This window comes from Rheinheimera lutimaris (assembly GCF_013283795.1).
Lineage (GTDB): Bacteria > Pseudomonadota > Gammaproteobacteria > Enterobacterales > Alteromonadaceae > Alishewanella > Alishewanella lutimaris.
This window is the reverse complement of sequence record NZ_JABSOD010000004.1, coordinates 283,362-302,127: the sequence shown is the minus strand read 5'-3', so window position 1 is coordinate 302,127 and position 18,766 is coordinate 283,362. Positions and strand designations below refer to the sequence as shown.

Genomic DNA, 18,766 nt, shown 5'->3' with positions numbered 1-18,766 from the left:
GCTAGCCCCAGCGCGTTAGCGCGTGTTGGTCACTGGTTTTGGCTTCTACCCAATAATCGCCGTTGCTGGTGTGTTCTTTTTTCCACAGCGGCGCGCGGTTTTTCAGGTAATCCATTATAAACTCGCAGGCAGCAAAGGCGGCCGCCCGGTGCGGGCTGGCAATGCCGACAAATACAATTTGCTCATGCGGTTTCAGGGTGCCAACGCGGTGAATAAGGTGCACTGCGCCCAGTTGCCAGCGCTGTTGTGCCTGTTCAGCAATAGCCGTGAGGGCTTGCTCGGTCATGCCGGGGTAGTGCTCCAGCGTCATGCTGTGCAGTTGGTTGTCGCTAAGCTCGCGTACCAGGCCGCTAAAGGTGACGATAGCGCCGCAACCTGACTGGCGGCGCAGTTCGTTATATTCACTGGCGACACAAAAGTCATCGCTTTGTACGGCAACAAAGATGCTCATATCCGTCATTACCTTTTAGCCGCCGGTTACCGGCGGGAAGAATGCCAGCTCATCGCCGTCCTGTACGTTGGCGCTTAGCGGCACCAGTTGCTGGTTTACGGCGCAGAGCAAATCGCTGCGGCTAAGTTCCTGCTGCCAGCTATGACAACGGCTTTGCAGTTGCTGCAGGATATCGGTCACCTGCAACATTTTGCCATCGCAGCTAAGCAGGTATTGTTCGCAATCAAGCCGCTCGCGCAGCGCGGCGAAAAACAGAATTTTAATCATATAGCCTCCGCAAGGTAATGTCCGGACTTACCGCCGGTTTTCTCCAGCAGGCGGATATCGCTGATGATCATCGCTTTATCTACCGCTTTACACATATCGTAAATGGTCAGCGCGGCCACACTGGCAGCCGTTAACGCTTCCATCTCGACGCCGGTGCTGCCGCTAAGCAGGCAGCAGCTTTCGATTTTTATCTGACCTTGCGCTGGCAGTAGCTGAAAATCGACTGATACTTTGCTGAGCATTAATGGATGACACAGCGGGATCAGCTCGCTGGTTTTTTTCGCCGCCATAATGCCGGCAATGCGCGCTGTGGCCAGTACATCGCCTTTTTTTAGCAGCGCCCCGGCAATTAAGTCGATAACGTCGGGTGTGGTTTGCACCAGGGCGCCGGCGCGGGCCAGCCGGGTGGTGGCTGCTTTGGCACTGACATCGACCATCGCTGCCGCGCCGCTCTGATCTATATGCGTTAGCTCTAAATGGGTAAGGGTTGCTGTCATCTTAAGCTCCACAGCTTTTCAGCGGACTGTTTTTAACATGTGCAACAAAGTTGCAGGGCCCGGTTTTGCTATCTAATTGCGGTAAAATCAGCTGCTGCATCGCAAGCGTACAGGCACCGCCTGAGCCGGGCATGGCAAACAGCAGGGTGCCATTGGCCAGGCCAGCTATCGCGCCGGATTGCATGGCGGCTGAGCCCAGCTGGTTAAACGACAGTTGGCGTAACAGTTCGCCAAAACCCGCTACCGGCGTATCGAGTAATGGCGTTAGTGCCTCAACGGTGCAGTTAGTGTGATGAAAGCCGGTGCCGCCGTTAATCAGCACTACCTGAATGTTATCGCTTGCGATCCACTGGCTTAGCGTCGCGCGCAACTGGTATTTGTTATTGGGCAATAATGAGCGCGCAACTAACTGATGATCGGCGCTTTGCAACAGCTGACATAACAAGTCGCCACTGCTGTCATTAGCGCTGGTCCGGCTATCCGACACGGTTAGTACAGCGATATTCAGCGGATAAAACCGGCTTAAATCAGGCTTTGACATACAGACTCCCGTGATTAACTACTGCAAGACATTGCTGCCAGTCGGCTGGTGTGTTGGTATTAAATAATTCTGATGTTGGCGCTGGCAAGGCTGCGGCATTAAGCCTGCCTAGCAGAGCTTTTACCGAGCGCTGACCACTTTGCAGTTGTGCACTAATCATGGTACTAAGGGCTGGGCTTACCGGCAGCACACAGGGCAGTGGGCTATTTACAAAGTAACCGGCCGCGCCATTGGCGTGTTGCAGCAGGCGTTGCAGGCTGGTTACCGTTAATAGCGGGGTATCAACCGGCAATACCAGTAACTGCGAACCACTGCAGTGTTGCAGCGCTGCCAAAATACCGGCTAAAGGCCCTTGTTGCGGCGTGTTATCGACAATAAAGCCCGGCAGATTGCGGCTTACCAGCACTTCAACGGCGCCACTGTCCAGCGCCAGTTGCTGCATATGTTGCAGTAAACTTTGGCCATTAAGTTGCAGCAGGGCTTTATCACGGCCCATGCGGCTGGACTGGCCACCGGCTAAAATCAGCGCACTAAACGGCATTGTTATGCTCATATTATCCGCCTGTTACCCACCAATCTGGGCTAAATGCCGGGTGCTGCCGCTGTAATCCTCTGCCAACTGGTGGCTAAAGGCTTTGCCTTGCACCGCTTGCTGTAAAAAACGCATTAGCGGCGCGCTGTCATCGCTTTGCAGCAGGCTGCGCATGTCCTGATGGCTGTCAGTAAACAGGCATAAATACAGCTGACCCAGGCTTGATACCCTAAGCCGGTTACAATCGGCGCAAAAGTCTTTGCTGTACGGCATAATCAGGCCAATCCGGCCCTGATAACCGGCATGCGAATATTCCAGCGCCGGGCCGTCGGTTTTGGCTTTTTTGTTCAACTGCCAACCTTGTGCCAGCAGCTGCTGCTGAATATGTTCGCCACTTAAATGCTGGCGCTGATAAAAGCCGGTATTGTCACCGGTGCGCATCAGCTCGATAAAACGCAGCGCGATATCCTGCTGCTGAATAAATGTAAGGAAATCCGGCAACGCCAGCGCATTGTGCTGCTTTAACAGCACGGTATTAATTTTTACCTGCTTAATGCCAATGGCCCTGGCGTGCGCTATGCCGTCTAAGATGTCAGCCAGTTTGTCCTGACCGGTCACCAGATGAAAAGTATCCGCATCTAAGCTATCGACGCTGACGTTTACTGCATCCAGCCCGGCTTGCTGCCAGGCCAGCGCATCGCGTTTTAGCCGGTAGCCGTTGGTGGTTAGCGCCACTTTTTCAATGCCGGGCACGGCTTTACAGGTGGCGATAATTTCGGTTAAGTCTTTGCGCAGCGACGGCTCGCCGCCGGTAATGCGTACCTTGCGGGTGCCGAGTTTGGCAAAAGCGGTGACTAAGCGGCGAATTTCTGTCAGATTAAGCTCACCGCTACGGCTGTTGCAGTCATTGCCGTCAGGCAGGCAGTAGCTGCAGCGGAAATTGCAGCTTTCGGTGACAGACAGCCGCAAATAGCTAAAGCGGCGCGCATAGGCGTCAGTTAACATAATTCACCTTTCCAAGTGGGGAGGTAAGGCCGTTTCCAACCTTACCCGGTGGCGTTAGTGCCACGGCAAAGGCTTCATTGCTTTTCAGCTTTAGAACGCCTTGCTCGGTGTTGTGTCGTTAAGCTTAAAAGCTTTGTGCCGGTATTGTTATTGCCATTAAGGGGCGTCTGGCTACTCCATTGGAGGTAGCAGCCACACCTGGCCATGCTGTAGCTGCACGTTAAATACCTGCAGTTTCAGCGTGCTGTCGCTTAAGCACTGGCCATCGCTAAGCTGGTATTGCTGCTTGTGCAGTGGTGCGGCGATATAAAACGCGCCTTTGCTTTCGCCCAGCAGACCATGGGCCATTACCGGCGCGCCGCTTGCCGGGTCGATATGGCTAACGCCATACAACTCTACTTCCTTGCCAGGCAGGTAAAACAGCGCTATCGCATGTTCTGCAAACCTTGCCGCAACGCCGGAATACGGCACTAAATCTTGCTGCTGGCATAGTAAAACCGGCTGTTGTTGTATCTCCGGTTGATTTTCTAAAGCATAAGCAAGCTGGCTCATAGCGTGTTCTCCTTATTATTAAGCTGGCGGGTGGGGATAAGCTGGCCGCGCTCGGGCACAAAACCAAACTCGCTGCGGGCTGGGGCTGCGGCATTGACATAGCTGTTAAAGCGGGCGCGCTGGGCAGGGTCATTCAGCACGGTTTGCCACTCGCACTGGTAGTTGCCAATTAACAGCTGCATCTGCGCTTCCAGCTCTGCAGCTAAGCCTAAGCTGTCGTGAATAATCACATCGCGCAGATAGTCCAACCCGCCTTCGAGGTTATTCATCCAACTGGCGGTGCGCTGCAGCCGGTCAGCGGTTTTGATATAAAACATCAGCAAGCGGTCGATATAGCTCAGCAGTTGTTCATCGGTTAAGTCGGTGGCAAATAAGTCAGCGTGGCGCGGTTTCATGCCACCATTGCCACAGACATACAGGTTCCAGCCATTTTCAGTGGCAATAACGCCAACATCTTTGCTTTGCGCTTCGGCGCATTCGCGGGTGCAGCCGGATACGGCCATTTTAATTTTGTGCGGTGCGCGCACGCCCTTGTAGCGGTTTTCCAGCAAAATGGCCATGCTGACACTGTCCTGCACACCATAACGGCACCAGGTGCTGCCAACACAGGACTTTACTGTGCGCAGCGACTTGCCGTAGGCATGGCCGGTTTCAAAACCGGCGTCGATCAGTTGCTGCCAGATCAGCGGCAGTTGATCCAGCGTAGCGCCGAATAAATCGATGCGCTGGCCGCCGGTGATCTTGGTGTACAGCTGGTATTGCTCGGCGACTTTGCCGATGCTTATAAGCATGGCCGGGGTAATTTCGCCGCCCGGAATGCGCGGCACCACCGAGTAGGTGCCGTTTTTCTGCATATTGGCAAGGAAAGTATCGTTGGTGTCCTGCAGCGCCACATGCGGTTTGGCCAGCACCGGCTCGTTCCAGCAACTGGCCAGAATCGACGCCACCGCCGGTTTGCAAATTTCACAGCCATGGCCGCGACCGTGACTTTTGATCAGCTCGTTAAAGGTTTTGATGCCATCGACCCGAACCAGATGATACAGCTGCTGGCGGCTGTAGCTAAAGTGCTCGCACAGATCGGTGCTTACCGCCACACCGCGGGCGCTGAGTTCGTGCTCGACCACGCTTTTTAGCAGCGCGGCGCAGCCACCACAGCCGGTGGCGGCTTTAGTGCAGCTTTTAATACCGGCTAAGTCCTGCACGCCGCCATCGAGCGCAGCACAAATGGCGCCCTTACTGACATTATGACAAGAGCACAGCGTGGCGCTATCCGGCAGCGCCGCGGGGCCCAGCAGCGGCTTGCTGTTGCTTTGCGGCAATATCAGGCTGTGTGGATCGGCAGGCAACGCAAGGCCGTTCAGTGCATATTGCAACAATGTATCGTAATAGCTGTTATCACCGACCAGCACCGCACCCAGCAGCTGTTTACCGTCGGCGCTTAGCACTAATTTGCGGTACTCGCCAGCTAGATCATTGCGATAACGCAGGCTGATGCTGCCCGGTGTGCGGCCATGCGCATCACCGATAGAGCCGACATCAACCCCCAGCAGTTTTAGCTTGGTCGACATATCGGCGCCGGTGAAGCTTTGGCTACTATCGCCGCAAAGCACGGCGGCGGCCGTGCGCGCCATCTGATAACCGGGCGCCACCAGGCCAAATAACTGGCCCTGATACAGCGCGCATTCGCCAATGGCATAGATATCGCTGTCGCTGGTTTGGCACTGGTTGTTGATCACTATGCCGCCGCGGGCGCCGAGCTCCAAACCGGCGTCTTTGCCTGGCTGATCCTGCGGCCGGATACCGGCCGAGAACACAATAACATCGGTTTGTAGCACGCTGCCATCGCTGAAATTCAGCTGTAAGCGCTGCTCTGTGCCCTCACTAATGCTGCTGGTGGCTTTGTCGGTATGCACGCTGACACCTAACTGCGCAATTTTGCTGCGCAACAGCTCGCCGCCGTCTTTATCCAGCTGCACCGGCATTAATTGTGGTGCAAATTCCACTACATGCGCTTCTAAGCCCAGCAGTTTCAGCGCATTGGCCGCTTCCAGCCCCAGCAGGCCGCCGCCGATTACCACGCCAACTTTGGCATCCTTGCTGCTGGCACTGATGGCTTCCAGATCGGCAATGGTGCGATACACCAGGCAGTGCGGCTTATCGTTACCGGCAATCGGCGGTACAAAAGGGTAAGAGCCGGTGGCCAGCACCAGCTTGTCGTAAAAGTAACGCGCCTTAGCGGTGGTTACCGTTTTTGCCTCGCGGTCAATCGCCAGTACCGCCTCGTTCAGCTTTAAGCTAACGTCGTTATCGCGATAAAAGCTGTCAGCGGCCAGTTGCAGTTTGTCCGCATTAGCATCGCTGAAGTATTCGGATAAATGCACTCTGTCGTAGGCCGGTCTGTCCTCGCCGGCAAATACTGTTAGCTGCCACTGCGCGGCATCAGCCCGGCTTAGAAACTGCTCAATAAAATGCTGGCCGACCATGCCATTGCCTATTACCAGCAGCTGTTTTGTGATGCTTGTTGTCATCGTCTTGCTCCTATGCGTCCGTCAGGCGGCGTCTTGTTGTTGTGGTTGGCTGACAGCGGCGGGTTTTTCAGCGCTGTCGGTCGGGGCCGGCTCGATTTCGCCAAGCGCGATTTGGCCAAGCAATAAGCTGCTGCGACAGCCGTAATAAGGCTGTTGTTGGTTAATCAGCTGGCTAAGTTGCTGGCTCAGGCCGGTATCGCCATACAGCACTGCGCCGACTAAATAAGGCCCGCGCCACCACAGCCGGCGGTACTCAAAAAGCTCCGCATCCAGATAGTCAGTGCTGGCATCGAAGCTGTCGGCATTGGCATTGGAATTGGCACAGAGCGCGGCAATATCACCGCAGGAACTTAGCGCGATACCGCTGATTTTCAGCTGTGTTGCTGCATGTTCGCTGCAATAGGGCGCCGTTTTGCCGCACAGTGTTTGCGCCAGCTGTGTCGCCTGAGCGTTAACCGGCGCTACCAAACCAAAGGTTTCGCCGTTTAGCTCAATACATTCGCCCAGCGCATAAATAGCGCTGTCTGAGCTTTGTAAGTCGGCGTTTACCACTATGCCGTGGTTAACCGTTAAGCCGGCCTGTTGAGCCAGGCTGATATTAGGCTTAATGCCCAGTGCCAGTACCACGATATGGGCTTTTAACTGCTGGCCGCTGGTCAGCCTGACCGACTGCAATTGGCCTCGTTTATAATTCAGCCGGTCAATTTCGCTATTGGTGAAAATACTTAAACCGCGCGCGCTTAGTTGCTGTTGCAATAACGTGGCGGCAGTGGCATCCAGCTGGCGGTTGAGCAGATAAGCACCGCGCTGCAGCAGGCTAACCTGCATGCCGAGTTTGCGCAGGCCTTCGGCCGCTTCCAGGCCGAGAAAACCACCGCCGACCACCACCGCATGTTGCAGTTGCTGGCCGGCCAGACGCAGCGTGGCTAAATCCTGCCAGTTACGAAAATGGCAAATGCCGGGCAGTAGATGCTTGCTGTCATCTTCTGCATAAGTCGGTGTCAGCGGCAGGGCACCACAGGCCAGCACCAGTTGCTGATAACGGCGGTAACGGCCATGACGGCTTACCACCAGTTTTCGCTCGCGATCAATCAGCACTACGGCATCATCGCAAACCAGCTCTATGCCATGTTCGGCATACCAGTCAGGGCTTGCCAGTTCGGCAGCGCTGTCGGGCAGCTCGTTGCTTAAAAGGCTTGATAACAGCACGCGGTTATAGGCCGGTTTACTTTCGGCACCAAACACCACTATCCGTGTGGGCCGGTTCGGTTGTTGCACCAATTCGGCCAACAGGCGCTGACAGGCCATACCATTACCGATAATAATCAGCTCTGCTTCTGTCATGCCCGTTTCTCCCGTGTTGCTGCGCCGGCCAGCGCGTCTGCTGTTACCTTTACCGGTTCGGCTTTGGCCAGTACTTCTACTTTGCGCTGCTTCTCATATAGGAAACTGAGCACCTGGTGGCGGTAATGGTTGTAAGTGGCGCAGTCGGCCAGCGCGATGCGGTTACGCGGCCGTGGCAGCGCAATCTGCAGAATTTCGCCAATCGTCGCGGCCGGGCCGTTGGTCATCATCACGATACGGTCCGATAGCAGCACCGCTTCATCGACATCGTGGGTGATCATAATGACGGTGTTATTCAGCTGTGCCTGAATGTCCATCAAGGAATCCTGCAAATGGGCGCGGGTTAGTGCATCCAGCGCACCAAAGGGTTCGTCCATCAGCAGTACCTGTGGCTGCATGGCTAAGGCGCGGGCTATACCGACGCGCTGCTTCATGCCGCCGGAAATTTCCGCCGGGCGCTTATCGCGGGCATGGCTCATTTGCACCAGTGCCAGGTTATGCTCTATCCAGTCGCGCATTTCCGTTTTGCTTTTTTTACCGCGAAATACCTGCTTTACTGCCAGCTCGACATTCTGGTACACGCTAAGCCAGGGCAGCAGCGAGTGGTTTTGAAATACCACTGCGCGCTCGGGCCCGGGCGCATTCACTTCTTTCTGGTTTAAAATCACGCCGCCACTGCTTGCCTGCAGTAAGCCGGCCACCAGATTCAGCACCGTTGATTTACCGCAACCGGAGTGGCCAATCAGGCTAATAAATTCGCCTTTGCCAATCTCCAGATTAACGTTTTGCAGCGCGACAAAGGGCCCCTTCGGGGTGGGGAAGCTGATACCCAGCTGGCTGAGTTGTAAATGGGCTTTTTGCATCACGTATCTCCTTGTTCTTCAGCGCAGCTGCGCGCTTTTATCCCAGTTCACCCGTTGCTGCAGTTGCAGCATCAGCCGATCCAGCGCATAGCCGATTAAGCCAATTACCAGCACCGCGACACAGATGCGGCTGAGCGAGTCGGACGAGCCGTTTTGAAATTCATCCCAGACAAATTTGCCGAGGCCGGGGTTTTGCGCCAGCATCTCGGCGGCAATCAGCACCATCCAGGCAATGCCGAGCGACAAACGCAGGCCGGTAAAAATCATCGGCACCGCTGAGGGCAGCACAATACGCCGCACATGGGTTAGCCAGTTAAGCTGCAGTACTCGGCTGACGTTTTGTAAATCGGGCGAGATATTACTGACGCCGACTATGGTGTTAAGCAACGTCGGCCATAACGAGCACAGCGTCACGGTAAATACCGACACTAAAAATGAGCGCGCGAACAGCGGCTGCTCGCTTTGATACAAGGCGCTGACCAAAATAGTCACCAGTGGCAACCAGGCCAGCGGCGATACCGGTTTAAACAGCTGAATAAGTGGGTTAAAGGCGCTGTACAGCCGTGGGCTTAGCCCGATAACGATACCTGCGGGTATTGCTACTAATGATGCCAACACAAAGCCGGTGAGTACGGTGTACAGGCTGGTAAAAATCTGGCTGAAAAAGGTCGGCCGGCCGTTGTAAGGTCGCACTGTTATTACCGCATCGGGGTTAGCCGCTAAACTGGCGGCATTGCGCTCAAGCTGGCGCTGATAAAACGCCGCTTCACGGGCATTTTCTGCCTTATGTTCGGCCACCAGGCCGGACCATTGCTGCGCCACCTGCAGCGGCCCCGGAAAACTGCCGAGCGAGGTAGTGATCTGACTGGCCAGCAGCTGCCACAGCAGCACAAACACGGCAATACCGGCTGCTGATAACAGGCTTTGTTTCAGCCACTGTGCCAGTTGTTGTTGGCCAGGTAACACGTTTTTAACCCGCGACCATTGGCTTGGAATAGCGCTCATGGTGTTGCTCCTTTAGTCTGTTAAGCCAATGGCAAATTGCTGCAAGTAGGCGTTTGGCTCTGTGGCATCAAACTGTTTGCCGTCGATAAAGCGGGTCGCCGCTGGCGGCCGGTAGCCGGTCTCAGTGGTAAAGTCGGGAAAATCAGCGGCAGTGAGCTTACCTTCGGCAATCAGTGCTGCGGCGGCGCGTTGATACAGCGCCGGCTGAAATACCTGTTTGGCAATATCCTGATACCAGCTGTCGGGCTTGGCGCTGCTTATCTGGCCCCAACGGCGCATCTGGCTTAAATACCAGACAGCATCGGAGTAATAGGGGTAGGTGGCGTGATAGCGGAAAAACACATTAAAGTCCGGCGTAGCGCGGATATCGTCGCGGGCATAGGCAAACACCCCGGTCATGCTGTTGGCAATCACCTTTTCATCGGCGCCGACATAAAACGGCTGTGAAATCAGTTTGGCCGCTGCAGCGCGGTTGGCGTTGTTATCGGCATCCAGCCAATGGCCGGCGCGGATCAGCGCTTTAACCAGATGAAAATGCGTTTGCGGGTAACGCTCTGCCCAGGCTTGGCTGACGCCGAAGATTTTCTCTGCCAGGTTAGTGTGAATATCGTAATTGGTGACCAGCGGTACGCCTAAATCACGCAGCACCGCCTGCTGGTTCCATGGCTCGCCGACGCAGTAGCCGTCGATAGTACCGGCTTCCATCGTCGCCGGCATTTGCGGTGGTGGGGTAACCGAAAGCAGTACATCAGCTTTTAACCGGCCGCTGTTATCGCCGTGTTCCGGCGCATAAAAGCCAGGGTGCACGCCACCGGCAGCCAGCCAGTAGCGTAGCTCATAGTTATGGCTGGAAACCGGAAATACCATACCAAACTGCAGCTTTTTACCCTGTTTGGCACTATTTTCCAGCACGGGTTTTAGCGCATCGGCCGTTACCGGATATTGCGGTTTGCCCTCGCTGTTACGCGCAACTTGCGGCGCTATTTGCTGCCATACCGCATTGCTGACGGTACAGGCATTACCGTTTAAGTCCATCACAAAAGCGGTTTGCATTGCCGCCCGGGTGCCAATGCCGATAGTGGCCGCTAAGGCCTGACCGGCCAGCATATGGGCACCATCGAGCTGGCCGTCTATTACGCGGTCCAGCAGTACCTTCCAGTTGGCCTGGGCTTCTAACTGCACATACAGGCCTTCGTCTTCAAAGTAACCGCGCTCCAGCGCCACCGCCAGCGGGGCCATATCGGTCAGCTTAATAAAGCCGAGCTTTAAATCCGGCTTTTCCGGTGCGGCCGATGCTGGCAGGCTAACACTTAAGCTACAGCTCAGGCTTAAGCCCAGCGCCAACAGCAGGCGGTGTGTGTTACGTTTCGGCTGTGTCATCTATGCTGTCCTTTGTTATTAAACGCTTTATAAAAGCAGGGCGAAAAAAAACGCCATCTGGCTGCACCCTGTTGCGGATACAGCCAGATGGCGCCTTTGCCATTAGCTTGTTAGCTGGTTTTGTCTTTCAGTTGCCTCTTTGCAACTTGTTGCCAATACAAAGCAGTTAGTGTGCCAGTTTTGAAATATGTTTATCTTCAATTGCTTAGTGTTTTTGTGTTAGCGGCAAGAGCCTTGCGACGGCACAATAACGGTGCAATTTGCACCAGTGTGGTTCTACGTGCACTGACATAGCTTTATCTGTCAGGAAGGTCTGATCAGATTGGGCAAAACAACATCGGTGTTAGCTGTCTTTTGCCTGACAATCAGGATTTCAACAGTAAATGATTTCGGGTAGGATAGTTTGCATCAGGGGGTAAACCGGTCGTTGCTATACCCATCATACTCTCTCTTAAATCGCTTTTAATTAAAAAAGGAATTGCGTTATGGACGGTATTTACCCTGCAAACCCCACTACTATTCCGGCCAACCTGACCAAACCCAGCAAGGCACATAAGCGCCATGTTTGGCTGGCGGTGCTTGGCTTAATCACCTTTGTGGTGATTTACCTGGCATTAACCACCTGGTTTGGCTGGTCGTCCTATAACTTGATTCACAGCAGCATCACCACCGGACAAGGTAATTTGTTTACGTGGATAGTGGCATTATCATCCGGCTTCTTAACCCTGTTTATGGTTAAGGCATTGTTGTTCGTTAAAAAAGGCAGCATTGAGCAGGAATACGAAGTTACTGCGCAATCTGAACCGCAGCTGTTCAAGTTTTTATTCAGGTTGGCGGATGAAACCGGCGCACCGCGCCCGCATCGGGTATTTTTGTCACCGCGGGTCAACGCCTGCGTATTTTACGATTTATCGTTATTGAATTTCTTCTTTCCGTCGAAAAAGAATCTGGAAATTGGTTTGCCGCTGGTCAATGCACTGACTATCAGCGAACTAAAGGCAGTACTGGCGCATGAATTTGGTCACTTTGCCCAGCGCAGTATGGCACTTGGTAATTGGGTGTATATTGCCCAGCAAATTGCCGCACATATTATTGCCAAACGCGATGCGCTGGATAATTTTTTGCGCTTTTTATCGCGCATTGATTTGCGTATTGCCTGGATCGGCTGGATTTTACGCTTAATTGTGTGGTCGCTGCGCGCGACCATGGAAACCATTTTTAATCTGGTGTTGTTGGCCCAGCGCGCCCTGTCGCGTGAAATGGAGTTTCAGGCCGATTTAGTCGCCGTATCAGTAACCGGTAGCGATGCGCTGATTCATGCACTTCATAAACTGCAAGCTGCAGATGAAGCCTGGGATCGCGCCCAAAGCTTTGTGAATGACCAAGTGCGCGAAGGCAAGGCCAGCAAAGATTTTTTTGCGGTACAACTGCGTGTTATCAAACATATGAGCGGTATTCTTAACGATCCGAATTACGGTGGTGTGGCGCAAGTTCCGGTGGATAACCCCGCACAGCACCGGGTATTTAGCGCCGATATTGCGCAACCTCCGCGGATGTGGGCTACACACCCTTACAACCACGAGCGTGAACAAAACGCCAAAAAAATCTATGTACCCGGTGTGCTGGATGATCGCAGCAGCTGGATTATTTTTGATGATGCGCAAGCGTTAAAAGAGCAGTTCACTACCAAGCTGCTCAGTCGCTTTGACGTCGAATATCAGCCGGACGAAGAAATTTTTAGCCTGTTGGACAAGGTCTACGATCGCGAATATTTGAACAGTCGCTATCGCGGCGCTTACCTCGGGCGCTCATTTGTACGCCATGCCGCCAAACCGGATGTGCTCTATGAAAGTAATATTGATCCGGCTATCAGCGCGTTAAGCGAGCTCTACCCGGAAGATTTGTCCGCTAAACTGGAGCAAATGCGCACCCTGGTGCGTGAGCGCGATTTATTAATTGCACTGCGCGACGGCTTTTACACACCACCAGATGGTGTAATACGCTTTCGTGGCAATGAAATTAAAAAGCGTGAATTACCCGGTGTGATCGAGGAAGTTAGCGGCGAATGCGCGCGCGTGCAGGAAGTGATTTTTAATCACGACAAACGCTGTCGCACTGCGCACAAATGCGCCGCCGCGCAACTCGGACAAGGTTGGGATGACTATCTGACCGGATTGCTGGCACTGTTGCACTATGCCGACCACATGCAAGCCAACATTGCCGACAGCCGTGCGCTACTCAACAACGTTTACGCTGTTGTCACCGCCGATCGCAATGTCAGCTCGCGCGAACTAAAGCGTTTGGTGGCCGCGGCTACCGACGTTTTCCGTGCGCTTGCCATCGTCTACCGTGATGCCGGACAAGTACAGTTAGACACCGAAATACAACAACGGCTCGAAATAGAAAACTGGGCCGCGTCACTCGGTGACTTCACCTTCGTTGCACCTGATCAGCAGAACATCAGCGACTGGCTCAACGCAGTAGATAGCTGGTTAAATGCTACTCTCGGCTGGCTTGGTGCTTTGCGTCAGGCTGCGTTGGAGCAATTGCTGGTTAGTGAAGCCCGGGTGGCTGGCTGGGCTAAAGCGGGGGCAGCCGCCACGCCTGCAGCGGCGCGTTCACAGGTTCCGCAAAGCTACCCCACACTGACACCGGGCGAAGAGCGTGCCTTACAAAAACGCCTGGATCTATGGGACAGATTTCAGACCGCTGACGGTTTTGTTGCTGGCGCCTTACGCTTTGTAGTAGCCGGCAGCATTATTGGCGGCGCACTTTACCTGACGATGGCACCGCATTTATTGTTATAAGCGCAGTTATTGGGGCAAGGAAGCCTTGCAGGGTTAACGCTAAAATCCGCGACCCGGCGTTAATGCATCAGCCTGGATTAACGCCAAACAGTAAACCATCAATAAAGCGGCTGCCATCACCTTTACTGCCAATTTCGCCTTCCAGCCGCCAGTCCTCTGCCGGTGCATCAAAACCCAGGTTAGCGGCGACCTGACGGTATAGATCCGGCCGGTATACCTGTTGCAACAGCGGCTGATTAAGCGGGCCCTGCCATTGCTGCAGGTTGCGCATTTGCTGCAATATAAAAGCACCCTGCGAGCGCCACGGCATATTCAGTGCCGGGCCAAAAAATGCCTGCGCTATCGCCTTATTAAACAGCTTACTGCCGCTAAGGCCGCGCTCTGCCAATGCCAGATACTGCGGCTGCGCCAGCCAGTGCCACAGCTGTGCCGTTTTATCGTTGTTGCTTTGGATATCCTGCAGCCAGTGGCAGGCCTGCAGCAGTGCACTAAGCAGCGCCAGATAACACTGTGGCTTGCTGTTGGCAAACTGCTGGCTTACCGCAAACACTTTTTCCTGCCAGTTATGCCACAGCTGATCACAGCTGGTAACGATAGTGCCGTGGCCGCTTAATTGTGCCAGGCTGCTCCAGGGCTCACCGACACAAAAGCCGTCGATAGCGCCGCTGGCTAGCTGTGCGGTCATCGCTGCTGGGGCCACGCCTATCACTTCTACCTGGCGCGGGCTGATGCCGGCGGTGCTTAACCAGTAATGCAGTTGATAATGATGGCAGGAGTAGGGCGAAACGGTAGCCAGACGCAGCGGTTGCTGCGCTGATTGTCGTAGCAGTTGTTGTAACAGGTATTGCTGCAGCGCTTTACCGCTGGCCAGCGGGCAGGGCAACAGTGCCGGGTCCAGATCCAGTTGTTGCAGCAGGCGCTGAGATAAAGTTATCGCATTACCGCCGCTGCTTAGTACCAGAGCGGTGGTCATCGGCACGGCTGCCGCGCCCAAACCTAAACTGGAGGCCAGCGGCAAGGGCGCTATCATCTGCGCGCCGTCTAATACGCCAAAGGCGACTTTATCGCGGATACTGGCCCAGGACGCTTCGCGCTGCAGCGACACATTCAGCCCTTGTGCGGCGAACAATCCCAACTCTTGGGCGACGATAAGCGGCGCGGCATCCAGCAGCGGCACAAAGCCCAGGGTCAGGCGTTGTTGCTCAGGGTAGTAACGGCTGGTCATAGTGCCTCCAGAATAGCGATAACATCTTTGGCGACATCAGCCATTTTTTGTTGCCGGTCCATCGCCAGTTTACGCAGTGTGCTAAAGGCTTTGGCTTCATCCATCTGCTGCTTTTTTATCAACAGGCGCTTGGCTTTATCAATTAACTTTTGCTCTGCTAACTGGCTTTGGCTGCTGTGTAGTTGCCGGCGTAATTGCTGAAACTCATTAAAGCGTGCCACGGCGACATCAATAATCGGTTTTACCCGTTTCGCCGTTAAACCATCGACGATATAGGCGCTGACACCGGCCTGAATGGCCAGCTTAATGCTGTCCGGGTTGTCATCGTGGCCGGCAAAAAATACGATAGGCCGTGGGTTATGCTGGCTTATTACCGTCATATGCTCCAGCGTATCGCGATCGGGTGAGTCCATATCAATAATAATAATGTCCGGTTGCAGCCGCTCAACGTGATAGCGCAGCGCGGCGGTGCTGGTTAGCCGGCACACCACCTGATAGCCATGCTGCGCCAGCGCCTGCTCTACCAGCAGGGCGCGGTCGGCTTCATCATCTACCAGCATTACTGATAACGGCGTTTTATCCACGATACTGCGGTCTGCCTTTAGCTTCGGATAAGCTTGCTGTAGCAAAAGCTGTTCCAGCCTAATGCATTTAGCGCTATAGCTGGGCTGAGCGCGCTATGTGTTGCTTTAATCAGCGGCTCAGTGCTGGCGAAATGCGCCTATTTGGTGCAGTTTGCACTATGCTAAAGCGCAGCGGCTAACTTGTGCTGTAGTGGAGCATCTCTAAGGTATTGATAACAAATAAAGTTATGGGTTGGCATTGTGCTTGCAAAACATCAATTGCACTAAGAATTAAAATACCCAAAATAATTGAAGTTGCAGCAAGGCAGCGAGCGAGTGAAGCCCCATGAGCATAGATAGGCTATGTGATTGGGGTTCGGGAGCGAAGCTAACGCTGCTGCAGCTTCAAAGATGAAGGGGATAAAGCACAAGTATATCGAGCAATGGCGCTCGCTATGTTATCCGGTCTTCCGGCTAACGTAGCGGGCGTTTTTTTTCGTCTTTTTACCGGAGATGGCCCAAACGCATGAGTGACATTCTAACGACTTGCCCGTATTGCGGCGTCGGCTGCGGGATCCGCGCTAACCTGACAAGCCAGGCCGCTGATATAACAGGCGATAGCGCCCATCCGGCGAATTTCGGCCGGCTCTGTGTTAAAGGCAGTGCGCTGGGGCAAACGCTGTCTGCTGAGGGGCGTTTATTGCACCCGCAGGTTAACGGCGATGATTGCGACTGGCCAGCGGCGATTAGTGCCGTGGCTGAGGGTTTACAGCAGACGATAGCCGGGCATGGCCCGGGCGCGGTGGCGATGTATTTATCCGGCCAGTTGCTGACCGAAGATTATTATGTGGCGAATAAACTGATGAAAGGCTTTATCGGCAGTGCCCATGTCGATACCAACTCGCGCTTGTGTATGGCCTCTACCGTAGCAGGGCATAAACGCGCCTTTGGCGCTGATGTGGTGCCAGGCTGCTATGACGATATTGAACAGGCACGGCTGTTTGTGTTGGTGGGCGCCAATATGGCGTGGAACCATCCGGTATTATTTCAGCGTATACAGGCGGTACTGCAAGCCAAGCCAGAGGCTAAGTTAGTCGTAATTGACCCGCGGCGCAGTGCCAGCTGTGAAGCGGCACAGCTGCATTTAAAACTGCGGCCGGGCAGCGATGTGTTGCTGTTTAATGGCTTGCTGAGTTTTTTGGCACAGCAGGGCAAGCTGGATCAGTGCTTTATTAATTTGCATACCGAGGGTTTTGCACAGGCCCTGGCCAGTGCACAGCAACAGGCAGCGACAGTGGCGCAAGTAGCCAGTGGTTGCGATTTACCAGCAGATCAAATACTGCAGTTTTACCGCTGCTTTGCCAATGAACCACTTAGCCTGACGCTGTTTTCGCAAGGCGTAAATCAGGCGGTTGACGGCACCGATAAGGTGAACGCCATTATTAACTGCCATCTGGCTACCGGCCGCATTGGCAAGCCGGGCTGTGGCCCGTTTTCGCTGACCGGTCAGCCCAATGCCATGGGCGGGCGTGAAGTTGGCGGCCTGGCCAATCAGCTGGCGGCGCATATTGATTACACTGATAAAGCGCAGCAGGCGCTGGTTGGCGAATTCTGGCAGGCGCCAAAGCTGGTAAGTCAGCCGGGTTATAAAGCCGTAGAGTTGTTTGATGCCATTGAGCGCGGCGAGATTAAAGCCGTGTGGATAATGGCCACTAACCCGCTGGTCAGCATGCCGCAGGCGGATAAGGTAAAAGCGGCGTTAGCTAAGTGCCCGTTAGTGATTGTCAGCGATATTTATCAGCATACCGATACGCTCGATATTGCCAACATTAAACTGCCGGCGCTGGGCTGGAGCGAGAAAGACGGCACGGTAACCAATTCTGAGCGGCGCATTTCGCGTCAACGGGCGTTATCTCCACCACCTGGTCAGGCTAAAGCCGACTGGCAAATTATCTGTGAAGTCGCCCGGGCGATGGGCTTTACGCACGGTTTTAGTTTTAGCAGCGCGGCAGAGGTTTTCGCTGAACATGCCGCGCTGTCAGGTTATCAAAACAGTGGTCAGCGCGCGTTTAATATCTCGGCGCTGGCCAGGCTTAGCGCTGAGCAATACCAACAACTTACGCCGATGCAATGGCCGGTAACTGATACCAGGCCACAGGGCACGGCGCGACTGTTTGCCGATGGCCAATTTTTTACCGCTAATGGCAAGGCGCAGTTTATCGCGCTGCGCCAGCGCTTGCTTAGCCCGGCAGCGGTAGCAACGCCGTTGTGGCTAAACAGCGGCCGGCTGCGCGATCAGTGGCATAGCATGACCCGCACCGGCAGCGTGGCAGGTTTAATGCAACATACCCCGGAGCCCTTTGTTACTTTGCACCCGGCTGATGCCGCTTTATATGGCGTGATGCAGGGCGAGCTGGTGCAGCTGAGTAACGCCGGTGGCCGCTTAGTGCTGCGCGCCGATATCAGCGCCAATCAGCGGCCGGGCGAGCTGTTTGTGCCGATGCACTGGAGCGCGCAGTTTGCCAGCCAGGCGCGGGCTGATGTGCTGTTTGCTGCCGACACGGATCCCATCTCCGGCCAGCCGGCATTAAAGCTGAGCCAGGTGGCACTGCGCCGTTTTACGCCAAAGTGGCAGGCCTTGCTATTCACGAAGCAACCGTTAACGACGTCACAACTGGCGCTGTTTAATCAGCATTATCTGGCGCGGGTGCCGCTGGGCAGCTGCCAGAGCTACCGGCTGGGCTTAACGGATGCGCTTGCCCCCCGGCAGCTGTTGCAGCAACTGCAATTAACGCCCGGCGTATGCTGTAGCGACAGCGGGCAAGGCCAGCTGACAGGCTATCGCGCGGCGGCTATCGACAATAATCAGCTGCAATGGCTGCTGCTGGCCGGCCCTGCGCTGCGGCAAGCCGATCAGAGCTGGCTGAACCAGCAGTTTAGCGGCCCGATAAGCGCGGCTAACCGCCGGCAATTGCTGAGCGGCCGGGCCGGACAGGGCAAGGCCGCGGATAACAGCGCACTGATTTGCAGCTGCTTTAATGTGCGAAGTTTGGCGATATTCCAGGCTATAACCGCAGGTGCTGACAGTACCGCCAAACTGGGCAAGCAGCTTAACTGCGGCACCAATTGCGGTTCTTGTTTACCGGAGCTTAGTGCGCTGTTAAAGCGTCAACTTAGTCAAACCAACCTATTGCAAGGAGCTTAAC

16 protein-coding genes and 1 riboswitch are annotated in these 18,766 nt (G+C 54.6%); of the genes, 2 read left to right on the top strand and 14 right to left on the bottom strand.

Annotation, left to right across the window (positions count from 1 at the left end; translation table 11 throughout):
• Position 1 precedes the first annotated feature (1 nt).
• The 12 genes from moaE to HRH59_RS05900 all read right to left on the bottom strand — a co-directional run bounded on the left by moaE (position 2) and on the right by HRH59_RS05900 (position 10,965).
• Complete coding sequence (gene moaE / locus HRH59_RS05955) at positions 2-451, bottom strand: molybdopterin synthase catalytic subunit MoaE (RefSeq protein WP_173500351.1); 450 nt, start codon at positions 449-451, stop codon at positions 2-4.
• Positions 452-466: 15 nt separating this feature from the next.
• Entirely contained in the window at positions 467-718 is a 252-nt protein-coding gene (locus HRH59_RS05950; protein ID WP_173500350.1) for a MoaD/ThiS family protein, read from the bottom strand.
• Positions 715-1,215 (bottom strand): cyclic pyranopterin monophosphate synthase MoaC, encoded by a 501-nt coding sequence (gene moaC / locus HRH59_RS05945; protein WP_173500349.1) that lies wholly within the window; start codon positions 1,213-1,215, stop codon positions 715-717. Before moaC ends, HRH59_RS05950 begins: the two co-directional genes overlap by 4 nt.
• A gap of 1 nt (position 1,216) precedes the next feature.
• Positions 1,217-1,756 carry a molybdenum cofactor synthesis domain-containing protein gene (locus HRH59_RS05940; protein WP_173500348.1) on the bottom strand — a complete coding sequence of 180 codons (540 nt, stop codon included), beginning with the start codon at positions 1,754-1,756 and terminating at the stop codon, positions 1,217-1,219.
• Positions 1,743-2,309, bottom strand: a complete 567-nt coding sequence (mobA, locus tag HRH59_RS05935; protein WP_173500347.1) for a molybdenum cofactor guanylyltransferase — start codon at positions 2,307-2,309, stop codon at positions 1,743-1,745. The genes HRH59_RS05940 and mobA overlap by 14 nt, the downstream gene beginning before the upstream one ends.
• A 12-nt stretch (positions 2,310-2,321) precedes the next feature.
• The gene (gene moaA / locus HRH59_RS05930; protein WP_173500346.1) at positions 2,322-3,293 is read right to left on the bottom strand and encodes a GTP 3',8-cyclase MoaA; all 972 of its coding nucleotides are present in this window, start codon (positions 3,291-3,293) and stop codon (positions 2,322-2,324) included.
• A riboswitch (molybdenum cofactor riboswitch) is annotated at positions 3,282-3,415 on the bottom strand. Its footprint overlaps the gene before it by 12 nt.
• Positions 3,416-3,464: 49 nt before the next feature.
• Positions 3,465-3,845: a nitrite reductase small subunit NirD gene (gene nirD, locus HRH59_RS05925; RefSeq protein ID WP_173500345.1), complete on the bottom strand. Its 381-nt coding sequence runs from the start codon at positions 3,843-3,845 to the stop codon at positions 3,465-3,467.
• A complete protein-coding gene (gene nirB, locus HRH59_RS05920; protein ID WP_173500344.1) occupies positions 3,842-6,373 on the bottom strand; it encodes a nitrite reductase large subunit NirB in 2,532 nt (843 codons plus the stop codon). The genes nirD and nirB overlap by 4 nt, the downstream gene beginning before the upstream one ends.
• A 21-nt stretch (positions 6,374-6,394) precedes the next feature.
• Entirely contained in the window at positions 6,395-7,717 is a 1,323-nt protein-coding gene (locus tag HRH59_RS05915; RefSeq protein WP_173500343.1) for an NAD(P)/FAD-dependent oxidoreductase, read from the bottom strand.
• Complete coding sequence (locus HRH59_RS05910; RefSeq protein WP_173500342.1) at positions 7,714-8,580, bottom strand: ABC transporter ATP-binding protein; 867 nt, start codon at positions 8,578-8,580, stop codon at positions 7,714-7,716. The genes HRH59_RS05915 and HRH59_RS05910 overlap by 4 nt, the downstream gene beginning before the upstream one ends.
• An 18-nt stretch (positions 8,581-8,598) precedes the next feature.
• Positions 8,599-9,585, bottom strand: coding sequence for an ABC transporter permease (locus HRH59_RS05905; protein ID WP_173500341.1), 987 nt, complete (start codon positions 9,583-9,585; stop codon positions 8,599-8,601).
• A 12-nt stretch (positions 9,586-9,597) separates the two neighbouring features.
• Positions 9,598-10,965, bottom strand: coding sequence for a CmpA/NrtA family ABC transporter substrate-binding protein (locus tag HRH59_RS05900; RefSeq protein ID WP_173500340.1), 1,368 nt, complete (start codon positions 10,963-10,965; stop codon positions 9,598-9,600).
• Positions 10,966-11,450: 485 nt separating this feature from the next.
• On the opposite strand from HRH59_RS05900, the gene HRH59_RS05895 reads away from it, so the two are divergent.
• Positions 11,451-13,772, top strand: coding sequence for a M48 family metallopeptidase (locus tag HRH59_RS05895; RefSeq protein WP_173500339.1), 2,322 nt, complete (start codon positions 11,451-11,453; stop codon positions 13,770-13,772).
• Positions 13,773-13,839: 67 nt separating this feature from the next.
• Here HRH59_RS05895 and HRH59_RS05890 read toward each other — a convergent pair whose 3' ends face one another.
• Both HRH59_RS05890 and HRH59_RS05885 read right to left on the bottom strand, forming a co-directional pair.
• Positions 13,840-14,997: a CmpA/NrtA family ABC transporter substrate-binding protein gene (locus HRH59_RS05890; protein WP_173500338.1), complete on the bottom strand. Its 1,158-nt coding sequence runs from the start codon at positions 14,995-14,997 to the stop codon at positions 13,840-13,842.
• Positions 14,994-15,626 (bottom strand): ANTAR domain-containing response regulator, encoded by a 633-nt coding sequence (locus tag HRH59_RS05885; protein WP_218573464.1) that lies wholly within the window; start codon positions 15,624-15,626, stop codon positions 14,994-14,996. Before HRH59_RS05885 ends, HRH59_RS05890 begins: the two co-directional genes overlap by 4 nt.
• 460 nt (positions 15,627-16,086) lie before the next feature.
• On the opposite strand from HRH59_RS05885, the gene HRH59_RS05880 reads away from it, so the two are divergent.
• Positions 16,087-18,765, top strand: a complete 2,679-nt coding sequence (locus HRH59_RS05880) for a nitrate reductase (protein WP_173500337.1) — start codon at positions 16,087-16,089, stop codon at positions 18,763-18,765.
• Position 18,766 lies beyond the last annotated feature (1 nt).